Source organism: Limosilactobacillus pontis DSM 8475 (assembly GCF_001435345.1).
Lineage (GTDB): Bacteria > Bacillota > Bacilli > Lactobacillales > Lactobacillaceae > Limosilactobacillus > Limosilactobacillus pontis.
In genome coordinates this window covers 33,370-50,211 of the sequence record NZ_AZGO01000053.1, presented here as the reverse complement: position 1 = coordinate 50,211, position 16,842 = coordinate 33,370, and the positions used below count along the sequence as shown (strand labels likewise).

Here is a 16,842-nt window from a genome sequence, read left to right as displayed (position 1 = left end):
TTATTCACCACCATTCGTGAGGGTCATCATTGTGTCGCTGATCTCTTCCTGATACTTCTTCATCGTCAGGTCGCCACGGAAGAGCTCGTGGTAGATTCGTCCATCCTTGATGAAGAGGGTCCGCTTGGCATGGCTGGCTGCCGCGGCACTGTGGGTCACCATCAGGATGGTCTGACCGTTTTCGTTGACGTCGTCGAAGAGGTCGAGAATCTCGGCGCTGGTGTTGGAGTCTAGGGCCCCGGTCGGTTCGTCAGCTAGCAGGAGGTCGGGTTGAGCAATCAGAGCCCGGGCGATCGCCACCCGCTGCTGCTGTCCACCGGAAATCTCGCTCGGGAAGCGGTCGATGATCTGTGCAATTTGCAGCCGCTTCATCAGGGGTTGGAGGCGCTGCGCCATGACGGCGGGGTCGGTCTTAGCCAGTACCAGGGGGAGGTAGACGTTGTCACGGTTGGAGAGACTGTCCAACAGGTTGAAATGCTGGAAGATGAAGCCGAGGTGCTCACGGCGGTAACGGGCGGCGTCGTCCTTGGTCAGGGCGCCGAGGTCCTGACTGTTGAGGATCGCCTGGCCGCCTGTGGGCTGCTCAAGGGTGGCAATGATGTTGAGCAGGGTGCTCTTGCCGGCCCCGGATTCCCCCATGATTGCCACGTATTTGCCGCGGTCGACGGTGAAGCTAATATCCTTCAGGGCGGTGACCGGGTGAGTGGAGTTGGCATTGTAGGTTCGTTGGACATGGTTGAGCTGTAATAGTGTCATGATGATTGCTCCTTTCAATTTATTTGATACCTTAATTATAAAAAGGTCCTGCCCGCATTCCTACTTACGGAAGCGTACAGAACCTTACAGTCTTGTAATGTTAGCGGATATTAGCGGCGGGGAAGATCAGGTAGCAACTGGTCCCGACCCCAACCCGTGAACGGACCCGGACAGTGAAATTAAGCTTGTCAGCGACCTTCTTGACCAGGTAGAGCCCCATTCCGGTCGACTGGGTAGTCTGGTGGCCGTTGTGACCGGTAAAACCGTTCTCGAAGATCCGGCGTTGGTCGGCAGGCGGAATCCCGACGCCCTCATCCTTGATCATCAGGGCGTGGTCGTGCCAGGCGATGGTGATCGAACCGCCGGAGTGGGAATACTTGATGGCGTTGGAAAGTAGCTGGTTGATGCAGAAGCGCAGCCACTTCGGGTCGGTCAGGACGGCGCGATCGAGGTTGACCAGCTGGGGAACCAGCTGACGGCGGATGAAGACGGCCGAGTTCTGGCGGATGATGGCGTTGACGAGGTCCTGGAGGTTGACCCAGGAAAAGTTATAGTCGGTGGTGGACATCGCCAGGCGTTCGTCGTTTAAGAGAAGGTCTAAGTAGTAGTTGGCCGTCCGGACCCCGTCCTGGACGCTGGTGCTGTCGACGTCCGGACCGTTCTCTGCGGCGGCTTGCAGGCTAGTCAGGGAGTTCTTGATCTCGTGGGCAAAGAGGTCCAGACGGTCGAGCTGGCGTTGCTGGTGGAGGCGGAGGTCACGAACGTGGCGGTCGCTGGCCGTCCGGGCCGTGATAAGCTGGGTCAGGAGTTCATCCTCAACCGGGTTGTGGGGCCACACCGTGGCGTCATGGCGCTGGAGGTGGCGGACCCGTTGCCAGCTACGGATTCCCACGATACCCAACCAAGCTAGGAGGAGTGGTAGGCTGAAGCGAACCAGGTCCCAACAGTAGCGGTGGGGAATCTGGTAGAGGATGGCCAGGAGCCAGGACAGCCCGACCATCAGCAGGTAGGCGACGATGATCGGGAGGACGGCCCGGAGGAAAAGGTGACTGAAGTGATTATTCATCGGTGGTCACCAGGCGGTAGCCAACGCCCCGCTCCGTACGGATTGCTCGATCTAGCTGGAGGGGCGCTAGTTTGGCCCGCAGTCGGCTGATGTTGACGTTGAGGGTGTTCTCATTGAGGTACTTACCACCCTGCCAGAGCCACTCAAGTAGGGTGGCCTTGCTGACAGTCTGGTTGCGGTGGCTGAGTAGGACCTGGAGGAGGGCACCCTCAGTTGGTGTCAGCTGGACCTGGCCGCGTTCGTTTTGCACCTCGTTAGTGAGGGTATTAAAGTAGTTGTTGTCCCAATCGACCTGGGTAGCGTTGCCTTCCTGGCGGTTACGCCGCAGGAGGGCCTGGACCTTGGCCAACAGGACGGTCATTGAGAAGGGCTTCATCAGGTAGTCGTCCGCCCCCGCCGCGACGGCGTGCATTACGTTACTATCAATATCAGCTGCGGAGATCACGATGATTGGCACCTGACTGTGCTTGCGTAGGTCCTGAATCCAGTAGAAGCCATCGAAACTCGGCAGGGTGATGTCAAAGATGACTAGGTCGGGTTGGGTTGCCATAATTTCGCCGGTGACGTCCTGCCAATCGTCAACCGTGGCCACGCTGTGTTGCCACTTACTCAGCTCGTCGGTGACGTTCCGGATGATCTGCTGATTATCCTCCACGATAAAGATTTTTGCCACAATACTCCCTCCTTTTCGCCATGATTATACACGAAAACGCCGCCCGGTAACACGGTACGGCGTTTTTAATAATGACTATTCCAACCCCATCTTGTGAGCGTAAGCGGATTCTTCGCGGATCAGGCGCTGCCGTTCCTTCTTGTTGTACCATGGGGAGACGGTGAAGGCGAGGATGTCGTTGATCACGTAGATTGAGGAGTTAACGGCCATCGCCAGGGTTGCGGACCCTTGGCGATAGGAGACGAACCAGAGGACCAGCTGTGCGATCCCGGATGCCAGCCACCAGAAGAATTGGTTGTTGTAGCGCAGGAAACAGATTACCCCGGCGGTCAGGCTGATGGAGAAGCTGATCGCGTCGATCCATGGCCGCGGGTCGTCGGTGAGCTGACCGATCAGGTAACCAGAAACCAGGTAAACCAGGATGGTGGCGACGATAGCCACGACCCAGCTCTTGGCGGTGAAGTGGCGGATCTTGGACGCCATGTTGACGTTCCAGTTGGCCGACAGGAGGACTGGGACGTCGAGGGTGATCACGTAGGCCAACTGTTCACCGATACTGAGGTAGTTCTTGGCGTTCAAGCCGGCGATGATGAAGCAGATCGCCGAGAGGATCCCCAGCCAGCCGTTGACCGACTTGGCGGCGTTGATCGCCAGGACACAGAGGACGCCCAGGGTGGTCCCGATGAAGGTGATGACGGTCACCCAGGTAATCGGGCTGCTGACCAGTGTCATCACCTGACAGCCCAGGCTGAAGAAGAACAGGTAGTAGTTCTGCTGTGGCCAGCCCTGGAGCTGGTGGCCAAGAAATTTGAGATAATTATTAAACATGATAAAACCCCTATACTAAATATTGCGGTTTACATGTAATAATCACGGTGTCGACACAATATGCAGTGATTAAAAATGCAACGCGTATTAGTATACCGAGCCCACCCAGCTGGTGCAAGCGGGGATGGCAGCGATTAATTGCCCGATTATTGAAACCGGGGTCACCATGTCAGCTTGGTAACCGGTTACGGGACGGCGGGGGAAATATTTTTTAATCGGCGGCCTGGATTTTGATGATTTCAACCTGATAGGCGGACTGGGGAGCCTGGACGGTGACCGTCTTCCCGGTCCGGTGGTGGAGGATGGCCCGGCCTAGTGGCGAGTCAAAAGAAATCTTTTGCTTGGCCAGGTCGGCCTCCATCTTGCCGACGACCTGGTAGGTGGTGACCGCATCGTCGTCTTCAAAACGGAGGGTCACCCGGGTGCCGAGGTCAACGGTCTGCCCGTCGGCCGGTGTGACCACCTGGGCGTACTGGAGCTGCTTGTTGAGGTAGCGCAGGCGACTCTCCAGGTGGCGGAGTTCACGTTTGGTCGTGCTGTATTCGGTGTTCTCCGAGAGATCACCCAGGGCCCGGGCTGCCTTAAGCTGGGCGATCTTAGCCGGTCGTTTTGCCTGCAGGGCGGTGATTTCCTGCTCGATCTCGTGGTAGCCAGTGGGGGTCATCTTCTGGAAGTAGACGTGCTTCATTGCCTCAGTAATCTTTTTGCGTTGCATCCTTGATCAGTCCTTTATTTCTTCGTTAGTTCACAATTATGGTATCATAGTAAGGGAAAATCCAATTTCGAGACGGAGGATAATTGAAAGAATGAACGAGCAAGAAGAACACATTAATCAGTTCCTCACTTCGTCCACGTATCATCAGCTATCTACTAACCAGCAGAAGCATGCTCAGGATATTTTAGTCCGGTTTACCCAACAGATGAAAAATGAGCAGCATTTGGCCGACACCGCGTGGACACCCCAGGCGGTTAAGGACGTCATGGTTGGCGACTTTATCGCGGACCCGGCCCTGACCAATCAATTTGGGATTGCGGTCGCTCCGGTGTTAAAGGCCTACCAAAAGTTCCTTGGCGTTGACCAGCTGAAGGAGATTACTCAGGCCATTGATGACCAGCGGGCCAACATGAACGCCTGCCGGAAGGCCCACCAGACCTGGGCCCAGCTGCACGGGGGAGCTAGCAAGCAGGATGCGGCGAAACAACCGGTAGCGGCCAAGAAGGGTGCGGAATCTGCACCAGCTGCAGAGGTCAAGTCACAGACGGCGGCCGTCAAGCCGACCACCTGGACCGCAGAAAAATTAGCCCAGCTGATCAGCCAGGTTAAGGATGCCATGCCGGCAGCAGCGGAGTTTCAACACCAATCGCTCAGCCTGGGCGAGCAACAGTACGTGGTGACTGAGTTTCTGACCCTGATGCACCAGGAGTTCAATCAATATCCTGGTGAGTGGGTCTTTGCGGACTTGCAACGGGTGCTGGGGATGATGATGCCCCTGGATCCAGACATCACGCCTAAGCAGATCAAGAACATCGTCCCGACCGCTCAGGCTTTGTTTGACTACCTGAAGCGGACCGGTGTGATCGCAATGGACCAGTACAAGGTCGGCCTGAAGGCAATCGCCAATATGCAAAACTCCGAGGAGATGCTGGCCTCTCTTTCACGCAAGGAGCGGGAGACCCAGCTGATGCTGTCCTTTATCAACAGCAACGGAATCAACACGGACGACGTCAAGACGGCGGAGGCCTGGATGGATGACCACCGGGACGAGGTGGCCGCCTTCATGCGGACCCTGCTTAATCCATGGCGCGATTACGAACATCAACAGCTGGTCAAGCGGCAGGAGGCGGCCCGGCGTCGGGCCCAGTTAACAGTGGCAGATCGCGGTGAGATTACCCATCACCGGGCACCGCGGGGCATTAAGTTCAGCAAGAAGGCTCGTAAGAAGCGGCACCGTAAGTAGAAAGGAAGCAGACGGCAATGAGTATTCAGATTCCGCAGAGTATGACCGAGGTTGAGGTTCAGCTCCTGGATCGCCAGAAGCATGGTGAACACGTGACCAAGGAGGAGATCATTCGTAATGCCGTCAAGGACACCCTGCAGGCATTGATGGATGAGGCCTTGGATGGTCACTATGACGATGTCAAGTGGGATGACCAAGGCCGTGACCTGGTAATCTATGACATCATGGGCAAGCAGGTCGGCCGGGTGGCACCCATAAAGGATACCTTCGTGGAGGAGTTTACCGCCAGCCCCGACAACATGATGCTACACTTTGATGATGCGGTCACCAAGTTGGTAGGCGGTCGCTAAAAGTAAAAATGACACCGGATAAATCCACAGATTTATCCGATGTCATTTTATTTGTTCAGGTGTGGTTGGCTTTAGTTAAAACGTAGTGACAAGCAGGTCAGGCCACCGTCGATCTTGCTGAATTCGGACATGTTGACCTCGTGGGGTAGTGAAGCCGTTGTCAGTTAGAAGCCCCTTGACCCCGGGAAAGCCGGCCGGCATGATCACACCATTGCCGGTGTTGATGCAGTTGACGGCGTAGTCCTCGCCGGCTGGGAGCTGGTCGAAGTCTTTGAAGTAGGGGCTGTCGATGTACTCGCCGGAAACCAGGAGCTTGTTGTTGCCCATGTAGGTGGTGCCGGTCTTGAGGTGGAGGACCTGCTTAACGGGCACCATCTTGACGGTTTTGCCAAACTTAGCAGCAATCTTGGTGAACTGGTCGATCCCAGCCTGGTTTGTCCGGGCGGAGCGGCCCACGTAGATGAGGTCATTGTCGACCGGCATCACGTCACCATCCTCCAGAGTTCCGGTGCTGGTGATCGCAAAGATCTGTTTGTCAGCGTAGAAGTGCTCGATAGCGGGCCTGATGAGTTCGCGTTCCTTCTGTCGGGTGCTGCGGGCAGGGTTAGTGATCACGGCGAAGTCATCAAAGACCACCGCCGGGTCCTCAACGAAGCAGGAGTCTGGGTAGTCCTCCAGTGGTTTTAGGGTGGTGACGGCGACGCCCAGCTTAGTGAGTGTGGCGACATAGTCGTGGTGCTCCTTGAGGGCTAACTGGCAGTCCGGCTTCCCCTCATTGGCATAGTCATCGATACCATTAATCACGCTCTTGGGGGTGTTCGAACAATTGCCTTAGTGAATAGCATATAAAAAACCTTCCTTCACATGAAAACGTTCTCACCAACTGTCTTTAGTATACAATTACCCTATTCCAAGTTCAATACGTCAAAAAGGGAGCCACTGGCAATGATTTGCTCAGCGGCTCCCTTTTGGTGCTCATTTTAAAGCTTATGCTTGATCTGATAAGGCTTCTGGCCAGCGCCGGGCTGTTGGGCGGCGTCCTTGGCGTAGAAGATGGCATACTCCTCATCATCGGGGCCCTTGGCGATGACCAGGTCATCGTTGCGCCGTTCCCGCTTGAAGATCTGACCCTTCCGGACGGCTTCATTGTAGTCATGGATGTTGGCGATGGAGTCACCAGGGTTGAAGAAGATTCTTGTTTCCATTCTGATTCACTTCCTTATGCACGACTTGGTAAATCTATTTTACCATGATCGAGGACGTGACCGTGAGCCGCATGGATAAATTCGTTTAGCCAGTAGCCGTTTTCCAATGGAAGGACGGTGTCGAGGGCGTAGACCCGCAGTGTGTAATTATGGGTCTGGTCCGGTGGCTGGGGGCCCACGTAGCCGGTGATGATCTGGGGGTCACCATTGACCAGGGCACCGGCGTTACTGTTGCGTCCCTGGACAAACTGGTCGGCCAAATCCCGGCTGGCGTTGGCCGGCAGTTTAGCTAGGTTGACGGGGATGTTAGCGGCCAGCCAGTGGATCCAGGTGAAACCACAGACTGGCGTCGAGTCGTAGTCGACCAGGGTCAGGGCCAGCGACTTGGTGCCGACGGGTAGGCCGGTGACGGTGATTGGAAATGACTTGATCGGGTGGCCGGCCAGCATTGCCGATGCCGGAGCGTACTTACCGTATTCGTCGGCGAGCAGACCGTCCTTGAGTGGTACTGAAATCTTCATTGGATAATTCCTCCTTATTCTAGGTAACGCTCGCGCAATTGCTGTTGCTCATCATCGCTGAGTCCCAGGTAGTCACGCAAATAATGTTGGATGTCGCCGTACTGGTCGTCGATGGCAGTGATCGCCGTGCCCAGGTAATCGGCGTTGACCGAGGCCAGGTCACGACGGTTGTTGATCAGGGTATCGGTGGCTGGCGTCTGGGGCATCGTAGCTTTCATCTGGGCCAACCAGCCTTCACGAAAGTCCGCGGTCAACTCGTTGGTCAGCAGGTAGTCCTTAAGGATCGTTTCACGTGGAACACCCAGGGCGCTGAGAATCAGGAATGCAGCCATCCCGGTCCGGTCCTTACCGGCGGTGCAATGGAAGATAGTGGCCCCATCTGAGTTGGCGAGCAGGCGGTCAAACAGCTGCCGGAAGGCCTTCTTGGCACTCGGAATGATGACCATCCGTGAGTAGACCGTCAGCATGTGGCGGTAGCCGTTGCCGGGGTCCTGCATTCGCTTGGCAATCTCCTCGTTACTGTGTGAGGCGTCCGTCTCGTCTTCGGCAAACACGGGCAGGTGGTAGTAGGTCGCACTCTCTGGCACCCGGTCCGGCATTTGCTGAACCTCGGCCTGACCACGCAGGTCAATGTCTACGGTAACTGGGATCTGAGCCAAGGTGTTTAGGTCCTTGTCGCTGAGGTTGGCTAGGGAACCGGTCCGCAGCAGTTGGCGCCACTTGACGGTCCGCCCGTCTTCAGTCTGGTAGCCACCAAGGTCACGGAAGTTGTGACCGTCCTTGATGTTGAGTAATCGATTTGGCATTTGGATCCTCCTCCATGGTTTTGTTAGCTTGTTTCTATTCTATACCTTTTTGGCCAGGTCGGGGGCAATTGCCTGGGCCAGGTGGTGGCCCGCAATGGTGGTGCCGGCCTGGTCTGGATGGAGGCCGTCGGTGGAGGAGGGACACCAGCCGGTTGTATCGATCACCCGGAGCCGGTAGTGGTGACCGATGGTGGTGATTTGATCCCGGAAGTGCTGACTAAACGGCACCAGCAGATCAACCGTGGCACCGGGAAAGGTTGTGGTGACCTGGTGAATAAAACGATCATAAGCCTTCACAAATTGGGGTAGTGGGTAGCGCCGGTCGTTGACACCGAGGTTAACCACCACCAGCTGGGGATGATTGGGTGTCCAGACGGTCTCCTGGTCGATCCGACGCAGGAAGGTGCTGGCGACGGGGACGCCCCCGGTGGCGGGTCGGAGCACCCCACCAGCTGAGTAGGCAATCCGGACACTGTCCGCCCCCAGCATATCGGCACAGATAGCGGCGTAGTTACTTTCCGGTCGGTAGTCCAATGCGGCGTGGCGCCCAGCCACCCAGCAGCCGGCAGTAATCGAGTCCCCGATGAAGTCAATTACCGGGCGGCCCGGCATGGCTGCCAGCGTACCGCCATCGTCCATGGCTAGGGAGCGAATGCCGAAGCCCTGCTTACCAGACCAAACTGCATCCAGGTCGGTGTTGCCGGCGGCCATGATCTCCACGGTATGGACCCCTGGGGTGAGGGACAAACCGATTTTCCCCGGCTGGGCCGCAAACCGTCGCCAGGGCTGGTCATCGACCCGGACGGCGTAGACTTGACCGGGGCCGAGTGGGGAATGGCGGTTACTGATGGTGAAGACAAGCTGGCTGGTGCCGGTGACCCGGCAGCGTAGGTAGCTTCCCAGGTTAGTGGTGTAGAGGACTGGGTCATCCCTGTCCTTTTTGATTGTCCAACGGCCGGTTCGCTGGGCGAGTGGTAATAATTGAGCTGGTAGATAGGTACGCATGATATTTCCTCCTTGGATATTCCTAGTTTAGCATGGTCATGATCAAAGGTTCGGCATCCTTAGCCAATCAGCATTTCACGTAAGCGCTCGCAAAGTTTATCCAACAAATATGAAAGCGCTTATTGACAAATCGGGTAAATAAGACTAAATTAGATTTAGTAAAAGTTTACTACACTTTTTTCATGATTTTAATGGATTGAAGTATGGAGGTTATTGTGATGGATAAGCAACAATTCTTAGACGAATATAAAAAGGTCTTCAACGAAAATGGCAAAGACGTCTTCTTCTCACCAGGCCGAATCAATGTGATTGGTGAACACACCGACTACAACGGTGGTCACGTGTTCCCGTGTGCTATTAGTATCGGTACCTATGGTGTCTATGGCCCACGTGAGGACACGACGGTTGCCATTTACTCTGCCAACTCGGCTAAGGAAGAAAACAGTAAGATCATCACCTTCGATATCAATGATGATCAACCACAGACCGCCAAGGACGAGAAGTGGGTTAACTACTTCAAGGGGATGTTGGTTTACCTGAAGCAACGCGGTTACAAGATTGACCACGGCTTCAACTTCTACATTCACGGTTACCTGCCATACGGTTCTGGCCTGTCTTCATCAGCCTCAATCGAAATGTTGATGGGGAACATCCTCAAGGAAGAATTCGACCTCGACATCGACGAGATCGACCTGGTTAAGCTCGGTCAAAAGACGGAAAACGACTTCGTGGGCCTGAACTCCGGGATCATGGACCAGTTTGCGGTCGGCATGGGCAAGAAGGATAACGCCATCTACCTCGACTGCAATACCCTGGAATACAAGTACCTGCCACTGGAACTCGGGGACTACGAGATCGTTATCATGAGCACCAACAAGACCCACTCCCTGGCTGGCTCCAAGTACAATGAACGGGTTCAGGAATGTGAAGAGGCCGTCAAGCGCCTGAGCAAGAAGCTCAATATCAACAAGCTGGGCGAGATTGACCTCGACACCTTCGATCAATACACCTACCTGATCAACGACGACACCCTGATTCGTCGGGCCCGTCACGCGGTTAGTGAAAACGAACGGACCAAGAAGGCCATCGATGCCATGGAGAAGGGTGACCTGGAGGAACTTGGCCGCCTGATCAATGCATCCCACGTTTCACTGAAGTACGACTACGAGGTCACCGGTAAGGAACTGGATACCCTGGCTGAAAACGCTTGGGAACAACCAGGCTGCCTTGGTGCCCGGATGGTCGGCGGTGGTTTCGCCGGTTCCGCAATCGCAATCGTCAAGAAGTCTGAAGCCGATAACTTCAAGAAGAATATTGGCAAGATCTACCGTGACAAGATCGGTTATGACGCCAGCTTCTATGACGCCGAAGTTGTTGACGGGCCACACAAGCTCTAATTTAATGCGTGAACATAGTTTTAGTGGGGGAACGAGATAATGAAGTTAATGGAAGCATATGCCGACAAGGTAATCGCCAGCGGTGCTTACGAGCCGCTTGACCGAATCTACGTCTTGAACAAGATTCGCGGCTTTGTTGGTGACGAAGATGTTGAAGCACAAGACGGTCAGCCACTGGTCAGTCAACTGGTTGATCTGGCAGTTAAGCGGGGCAAGATCGAGGAAGGTCAGACGGAACGCGAAATCTTAAACGACCAACTCTATGACCTGATGACGCCTCGTCCGTCTGTCGTCAACCACGAGTTCTGGGAGAAGTACCAGCAGTCACCAGACACGGCCACGAACTGGTTCTACAACCTGTGTACGAGCAACGACTACGTCAAGGTTGCCGCCATCAAGAAGAACGTGGTCTTTGACAAGCCAACCAAGTACGGTAACCTGGAGATCACCATTAACCTGTCGAAGCCGGAGAAGGATCCTAAGGCGATTGCGGCAGCGGCTCATGATACCAAGAAGAAGTACCCACAGTGTGCCCTCTGCATGGAGAACGAGGGTTACAAGGGCCGGCTCGGCCAGGCGGCCCGGAGCAACCACCGGATCATTCGGATGATGATTGGCGGCCACAAGTGGGGCTTCCAGTACTCGCCATACGCCTACTTCAACGAGCACTGCATCTTCCTGGACAGCAAGCACGAACCAATGCAGATCAACCGGCAGACCCTGGTCAACCTGGTTGAGATCGAAAAGCAGCTGCCGGCTTACTTCGTCGGGAGTAACGCTGACTTGCCGATTGTCGGGGGTTCCATGCTGGCTCACGAACACTATCAGGGTGGCCGGCACAGCTTCCCGATGATGAAGGCGGCCATCAAGAAGTCGCTGGAGTTCAAGGATTACCCCGACGTTGAGGCCGGGATCGTCAACTGGCCAATGAGCGATATCCGCCTGACCAGCGCCAACACAGCCCAACTGATCGACCTGGGGACCCACATTATTGACGTTTGGGACCACTACAGCGACGAGAGCTTGGATATCAAGGCCTTTGATGGCGATACCCGTCATCACACTGTGACGCCGATCATGCACCGCGACGGTGACCGATTCGTCCTCGACCTGGTATTGCGGGATAACAACACTTCCAATCAGTACCCACTGGGGATCTTCCACCCACACGAAAAGCTGTGGCACATCAAGAAGGAAAACATCGGCCTGATCGAGGTCATGGGGCGGGCAATCCTGCCGGCCCGGCTGAAGAGTGAATTGGCCGAAGTTAAGAAGTTCTGGCTCGGTCTCGACAACGAGATTGCCGACAGCCATCTGCCATGGGCCAAGGAGGTCCAGGCCAAGATGAGCATCACCGAGGACAACGTTGATGAGGTCATGGAACAGGAACTGGCCAACATCTTCGCCAACGTTCTCGAAAACGCTGGGGTCTTCAAGGATGATGCAGCTGGTCAGGCCGGCTGGTCCAGATTCATTGAAAAATTATAGTAAAAGCTGGTAAAATTATTTCTGTTAATTTTCGGAAAGGGGAGGCATGTTAAGAATGGCAGTTACACTGCGTGATATTGCAAATAAGGCGGGGGTCTCGATTGCCACCGTTTCACGGATTCTTAATAATGATACGACCCTTTCCGTGAATGAAAAGACGCGGCAACGGGTGCTGGACACGGCGGAGCGCTTCAACTACACCAAGCACAAGCGCTCCCAGAGTAACCGTACCCAGAAAATCGCGGTCGTCCAATGGTATTCCCTGACCCAGGAGCTCGACGACCTCTACTACATGGCAATCCGTATGGAGATCGAGCGTTCCGCCCAGCAGCGGGGCCTGCAGACCGTGCCGATCTACCAGAACAACATGGAGGACATCCCCCAAGACGTCACCGGGATCATTGCCATTGGTAAGTTCAGCGACAGCCAGGTCGAGAAGTTTCGTCTGGTGACCCCGAATATCGTCTTTGTTGATTACGACAGCCTGGCCGCTGGCTATGACTGCCTGGTGCCGGACTTCGAGAACGCAGTCCGGTCGGTAATCAGCGAGTTCTGTGCCGAGGGAATCAAAGACATCAGTATGCTAGCGGGGACCGAGACGACAACCGATAATGAAACCGTGCCCGACCTGCGGCGTTTCTACTTTGAGAGTGACCTGCGCCAGCGGGGCCTCTATCATCCCGAGTATATCTTTGCCGGCAACTACACCTCGATGTCCGGCTATCAGGTGATGAAGAAGGCCATTGCTGACCTGGGCGACCGCCTACCGCACGGGATCTTCATTGCGAATGACTCGATGGCGGTCGGGGCCCTCAAGGCGGTTCAGGAGGCTAAGATCAAGATTCCAAGCCGCCTGGCGTTGATCAGCTTCAACGATACTGCCTTGGTCAAGTACGTCTACCCAAGCATGTCCGCGGTTCACGTTGCCACCGATGAGATGGCGCATTCGGCGATCGACATGATGATCAAACGACTACGAAATCCTGATAACGATCCATGCAAGACCGTCGTTGGTACCCACCTGATCAAGCGGCAAACAACGCGTTAAACAGGGAAAGCCCGCCTGCACAATTTCGTGCAGGCGGGCTTTTTGCGTCTAATCAGTTCTTATTCTTGATCCGCGTCAGATACCAGCGATAGGCCAGGTAGCAGCCAACCAGGGCCATGACGATGATGGCAAACGTGGTGTAATCGTCAAAGATCTGGACGATCGTCGCCCAGGAGTCGCCAACCCAGGCGCCGAGACCAACCAGGATGGTGTTCCAGATGGCACTACCGATCGTGGTTAGCAGGCAGAACTTGCCCAGCGGGGTCTTGGCAATCCCGGCTGGAATCGAGATCAGGCTGCGGACCACGGGGATGCAGCGGCCGTAGAGGATTCCGCTAGTACCATGGCGGTTGAACCACCGGACCGCCCGGTAGGCGTCGTCGGCCTTGAAGCCGAGCAATTGGAAGGGGCGCCGCTTGAGAAGGGCGCCAAGGCGTTGTACGGTCAACTGACGGCCGATTGCGTAGAGGACCAGGGCGCCGATCAGGGAGCCAAGGGTGGCGCTGATAACGGTACCGGCGATTGTCAGGGAGGTCTTCGTTGCCAAAAAGCCGCTCATCGTCAGGATGATCTCTGAGGGCAGGGGCGGAAAGATGTTTTCCAGGGCGATCAGCAGGGCGATTGCCAGGTAGCCAAACTGATCAATTAGTGAGGTGATCCAAGCGTCCATGTAAAACTCCTGTTACGGTTAATTTTGGTAGACGCGGTGTCCACCAATCCATGTCTCACTTACCTTAACATTTTGTAAGTCCGCGGGCGAGACCGTAAAGATATCTTTATTCAAAATTACGAAATCGGCGTCCTTGCCAGCCGTCAGGGTTCCGTTGTTGGTGAAGCCACCAATTTTGGCAGCGTCACGGGTGTAGCCGAGGACGGCCTGGGGAACCGTGATCGCCTCGTCAGCGTTCACCACGTCGCCGTTAGCGGCCTTCCGAGTAACGGCGGCATAAATACTATAGAAGGGACTGTCAGGCTCAGCCCAGGGCGTACAAGGGGCGTCAGAGCTCAGGCCGAGAAGGGCGTTGGAGTTGCGCATTGTCTTAACCCGGTAAGCGGTCTTGAACTGGGCCGGAGAGAGGTAATTGCGGTAGGATTCATCCTCGGCAAAGTAGAAGATCGGCTGGGTGACCAGGGCATAGTTCATCGGGCTGGCGTCAATCTCGTCAAACATCGCGTCGGTCATCAGTGAGGCGTGTTCGATCCGGACAGATGGCATTCCGTCGAGCCAGGGGTGGAGGTCCTTGGTGACGTCGATGACCCGCTGAATGGCGGCGTTGCCCATCGCGTGGATGGCAATCTGCAGCTTGTTCTGCCGGGCGAAGGCAACTGCCCGCTTGAGCTTGGCAACGCTGGTCAGACTGACGCCCATCTTACCGGATGGGTAGGGTTATTAAAGGCGGTCTCCCCGGAGATGCTGCCGTCCATGAAGACCTTGATCCCGGCCACCCGGAGCTGTTGGTCGCCACTCGGGTGCAGGGGCTGGTCCGGGGCGAGTTCGTCAAAGACGTAGTAGATGGAGGCTTTCGGGGAAAATCCCTCCTTAACACTGTCCTGATACAGTTTCAGGGTCGTGTAGGGTTTCATCCGCCCCATCATCTCACCGATGGCGACCAGGCCGTTTGCCAGGTAGTGCTTGGAGCTGTTGACCATATTTGTCAGGTCAGTCTGATAGCTCTGGGCGGACTTGGCACGGATTAGGAGCTGGGTCGCTGCAACCTCCCGCATAAAGCCGGTTGGCCGTCCATCCGCGAACCGTTCGATTTTGCCGCCGACCGGGTTGGGTGTATTCTCGTCGATCCCTGCCAACTCTAGGGCCTTGGAATTACCGACGGATGAGTGACAGTATGACCGGTAGATGAAGATCGGCTGGTCGGTAGAGACGGCGTCGAGGTCGTCCCGGTTCGGGCTGCGGTGTTCTGCAAGCTTGGTCTCGTCAAAGCCCCAGCCCTCGATCCAAGTATCCGGCCCCTGACCGTAGCTTGGCGACTGACGGAGGGCAGCCTGCATCTCCTTGATACTGTTGACGTTAGGTGGCGTGCAGGCGGTACCGTGAAGCGCATCGGCAATATACTTCGGGTGGGTGTGGCAGTCGATCAGGCCGGGGAGGACGGTCTGGCTACCCAGGTCGACTACCTCACCGGCGGGCGTCAGGTCGTCGCCAATCTGTTTAACCTTACCATCCTCAATGATCATCGTGTTGGCAAAAGTCTGCTCATCGGTACCGATAAAAATCTTGCCATTAACATAGGTTGTTAACATAGTAGAACCCCATTTCCTAATAAATATTCTCTAAGTATTATCCTACCTGACTTTCACCCCATGTAAACCGCTTTCACCTGTTTAAATTAAAAAGTGAATGGGGACGGAATCCATAGGCTGGCTGTTCGGATTCTGACGTTAAATTATTAAAATTTCGCCAAATTTAGCAGAAAATATGCTAAAGTAGAACAAGACTATCTGAGAGGTTGGATGAAAAGTGAAACACTATCGCTTTAGTCGGCTCAGCATGGGCTGGCAGATTATGATTGGGCTGGTACTGGGGATCATCTGTGGGGTGATCTTCTACCATAACCAGGGGGCCATCGTCGTGATGCAGAGCCTTGGGACCATCTTTATTCGCCTGATTCAAATGATTGTGATGCCGATCGTCGTTTCCTGCCTGACGGTGGGGATTGCCAACATCGGTGACATCAAGAAGCTGGGCCGGATCGGGGGTAAGACCCTGATCTACTTTGAGGTTCTGACTACCATTGCCCTGATTCTTGGGATTGCCATGGCCAACGTGACTCACCCGGGGAGCTTCATTAATGTTCATGACCTGCACGGGACGGACATCTCCAAGTACATGGCGACCGCCAAGACGGCTGAGCACAACAGTGGCTTCTGGCCGCTCATCTTGTCGATCATCCCGACGAACATCTTTAAGTCGATGGCCGACGGTGACATGATGCCGGTGATCCTGTTCTCCGTTCTCTTTGGGCTCGGGATTGCCGCGGTCGGCGAGAAGGCCAAGATCCTGATCGATGTCTTAAACGGGGTGGCCGAGGTCATGTTCAAGGTCACCAACTGGGTGATGAAGTTTGCTCCGGTCGGGGTCTTTGGCCTGATCGGGATGACGATCGCCGAGATGGGGTTGAGCGCCCTGCTGCCACTGGGCTATTTCATCCTGATCGCCTACGTAACGATGCTGATCTTCATTATCGTCATTCTTGGGATCACCGCCCATATCTTCCACCTGCGCTACTGGAAAACGATGCATGTCATCCTAGACGAAATCGTCCTGGCCTTCACCACGGCGAGCTCCGAGGTGACCCTGCCACGGCTGATGCGCAAGACCCACGAGATGGGGGTCAACAAGGGCATTACTTCCTTCGTCATCCCAACGGGGTACACCTTCAACCTGGATGGCTCGGCGATCTACCAGTCGCTGGCCGCCATCTTCCTTGCCCAGGCGTACGGGTTGCACCTGTCCCTGGCGCACCAGGTTACCCTGTTGATCGTCCTGATGATCACCAGTAAGGGGATGGCCGGGGTTCCCGGCGCCTCCTTCGTGGTCCTACTAGCCAGTGTCTCCACGATTGGGGTGCCGATGGCTGGTTTGACTTTCATTGCCGGAATCGACCGTTTCGTCGACATGGGCCGAACCGCCGTCAACGTGGTCGGTAACTCGATTGCCACTTTGGTCATCGGGGAGTCCGAAGGTGAACTGAACCGCCAGCAGTACAATGAATACCTCGATAA

At 55.4% G+C, this 16,842-nt stretch carries 17 protein-coding genes and 1 pseudogene; 6 read left to right on the top strand and 12 right to left on the bottom strand.

Features of this window, described 5'->3' with window-relative positions:
- The 5 genes from FD34_RS04845 to greA all read right to left on the bottom strand — a co-directional run bounded on the left by FD34_RS04845 (position 1) and on the right by greA (position 4,038).
- A complete protein-coding gene (locus FD34_RS04845) occupies positions 1-756 on the bottom strand; it encodes an ABC transporter ATP-binding protein (RefSeq protein ID WP_057807307.1) in 756 nt (251 codons plus the stop codon).
- A 100-nt stretch (positions 757-856) separates the two neighbouring features.
- The gene (locus tag FD34_RS04840) at positions 857-1,822 is read right to left on the bottom strand and encodes a sensor histidine kinase (protein WP_057807305.1); all 966 of its coding nucleotides are present in this window, start codon (positions 1,820-1,822) and stop codon (positions 857-859) included.
- Positions 1,815-2,495, bottom strand: coding sequence for a response regulator transcription factor (locus tag FD34_RS04835; protein ID WP_057807303.1), 681 nt, complete (start codon positions 2,493-2,495; stop codon positions 1,815-1,817). The genes FD34_RS04840 and FD34_RS04835 overlap by 8 nt, the downstream gene beginning before the upstream one ends.
- A 75-nt stretch (positions 2,496-2,570) precedes the next feature.
- On the bottom strand, positions 2,571-3,323 hold the full coding sequence (gene pnuC, locus FD34_RS04830) for a nicotinamide riboside transporter PnuC (protein ID WP_057807301.1): 753 nt from the start codon (positions 3,321-3,323) through the stop codon (positions 2,571-2,573).
- A gap of 211 nt (positions 3,324-3,534) precedes the next feature.
- The gene (greA, locus tag FD34_RS04825) at positions 3,535-4,038 is read right to left on the bottom strand and encodes a transcription elongation factor GreA (protein WP_057807299.1); all 504 of its coding nucleotides are present in this window, start codon (positions 4,036-4,038) and stop codon (positions 3,535-3,537) included.
- 91 nt (positions 4,039-4,129) lie between these two features.
- Here greA and FD34_RS04820 point away from each other — a divergent pair, with 91 nt between their 5' ends.
- Both FD34_RS04820 and FD34_RS04815 read left to right on the top strand, forming a co-directional pair.
- The gene (locus tag FD34_RS04820) at positions 4,130-5,281 is read left to right on the top strand and encodes a hypothetical protein (RefSeq protein ID WP_057807297.1); all 1,152 of its coding nucleotides are present in this window, start codon (positions 4,130-4,132) and stop codon (positions 5,279-5,281) included.
- A gap of 17 nt (positions 5,282-5,298) precedes the next feature.
- Positions 5,299-5,631 (top strand): hypothetical protein, encoded by a 333-nt coding sequence (locus FD34_RS04815; protein WP_057807295.1) that lies wholly within the window; start codon positions 5,299-5,301, stop codon positions 5,629-5,631.
- A gap of 75 nt (positions 5,632-5,706) precedes the next feature.
- Here the strand turns inward: FD34_RS04815 and FD34_RS04810 are convergent, their stop codons facing one another.
- From FD34_RS04810 to FD34_RS04790, 5 genes are all read right to left on the bottom strand, one after another.
- Positions 5,707-6,435 carry a dimethylarginine dimethylaminohydrolase family protein gene (locus FD34_RS04810; protein ID WP_235805988.1) on the bottom strand — a complete coding sequence of 243 codons (729 nt, stop codon included), beginning with the start codon at positions 6,433-6,435 and terminating at the stop codon, positions 5,707-5,709.
- Between the two features lie 176 nt (positions 6,436-6,611).
- Entirely contained in the window at positions 6,612-6,836 is a 225-nt protein-coding gene (locus tag FD34_RS04805) for a hypothetical protein (RefSeq protein WP_057807293.1), read from the bottom strand.
- Between the two features lie 14 nt (positions 6,837-6,850).
- The gene (locus FD34_RS04800) at positions 6,851-7,357 is read right to left on the bottom strand and encodes a YbhB/YbcL family Raf kinase inhibitor-like protein (RefSeq protein WP_057807290.1); all 507 of its coding nucleotides are present in this window, start codon (positions 7,355-7,357) and stop codon (positions 6,851-6,853) included.
- 14 nt (positions 7,358-7,371) lie between these two features.
- On the bottom strand, positions 7,372-8,163 hold the full coding sequence (locus tag FD34_RS04795; protein ID WP_057807288.1) for a tyrosine-protein phosphatase: 792 nt from the start codon (positions 8,161-8,163) through the stop codon (positions 7,372-7,374).
- A 39-nt stretch (positions 8,164-8,202) separates the two neighbouring features.
- On the bottom strand, positions 8,203-9,168 hold the full coding sequence (locus tag FD34_RS04790) for an SGNH/GDSL hydrolase family protein (protein ID WP_057807286.1): 966 nt from the start codon (positions 9,166-9,168) through the stop codon (positions 8,203-8,205).
- Positions 9,169-9,386: 218 nt separating this feature from the next.
- Here FD34_RS04790 and FD34_RS04785 point away from each other — a divergent pair, with 218 nt between their 5' ends.
- Genes FD34_RS04785 through FD34_RS04775 form a run of 3 tightly spaced genes read left to right on the top strand, consistent with a single transcriptional unit; the run spans position 9,387 to position 13,101 of the window.
- Positions 9,387-10,565, top strand: a complete 1,179-nt coding sequence (locus tag FD34_RS04785; RefSeq protein ID WP_057807285.1) for a galactokinase — start codon at positions 9,387-9,389, stop codon at positions 10,563-10,565.
- 39 nt (positions 10,566-10,604) lie between these two features.
- A complete protein-coding gene (locus FD34_RS04780) occupies positions 10,605-12,053 on the top strand; it encodes a UDP-glucose--hexose-1-phosphate uridylyltransferase (protein ID WP_057807283.1) in 1,449 nt (482 codons plus the stop codon).
- A 55-nt stretch (positions 12,054-12,108) separates the two neighbouring features.
- Entirely contained in the window at positions 12,109-13,101 is a 993-nt protein-coding gene (locus tag FD34_RS04775) for a LacI family DNA-binding transcriptional regulator (RefSeq protein ID WP_057807281.1), read from the top strand.
- Between the two features lie 52 nt (positions 13,102-13,153).
- Here the strand turns inward: FD34_RS04775 and FD34_RS04770 are convergent, their stop codons facing one another.
- Both FD34_RS04770 and FD34_RS04765 read right to left on the bottom strand, forming a co-directional pair.
- A complete protein-coding gene (locus tag FD34_RS04770; protein ID WP_057807279.1) occupies positions 13,154-13,771 on the bottom strand; it encodes a DedA family protein in 618 nt (205 codons plus the stop codon).
- An 18-nt stretch (positions 13,772-13,789) separates the two neighbouring features.
- A pseudogene (locus FD34_RS04765) lies at positions 13,790-15,360 on the bottom strand (amidohydrolase).
- A 217-nt stretch (positions 15,361-15,577) separates the two neighbouring features.
- Between FD34_RS04765 and FD34_RS04760 the strand changes: the two are divergent.
- A partial coding sequence (locus FD34_RS04760) for a cation:dicarboxylate symporter family transporter (RefSeq protein WP_057807333.1) occupies positions 15,578-16,842 on the top strand: 1,265 nt, incomplete at its 3' end.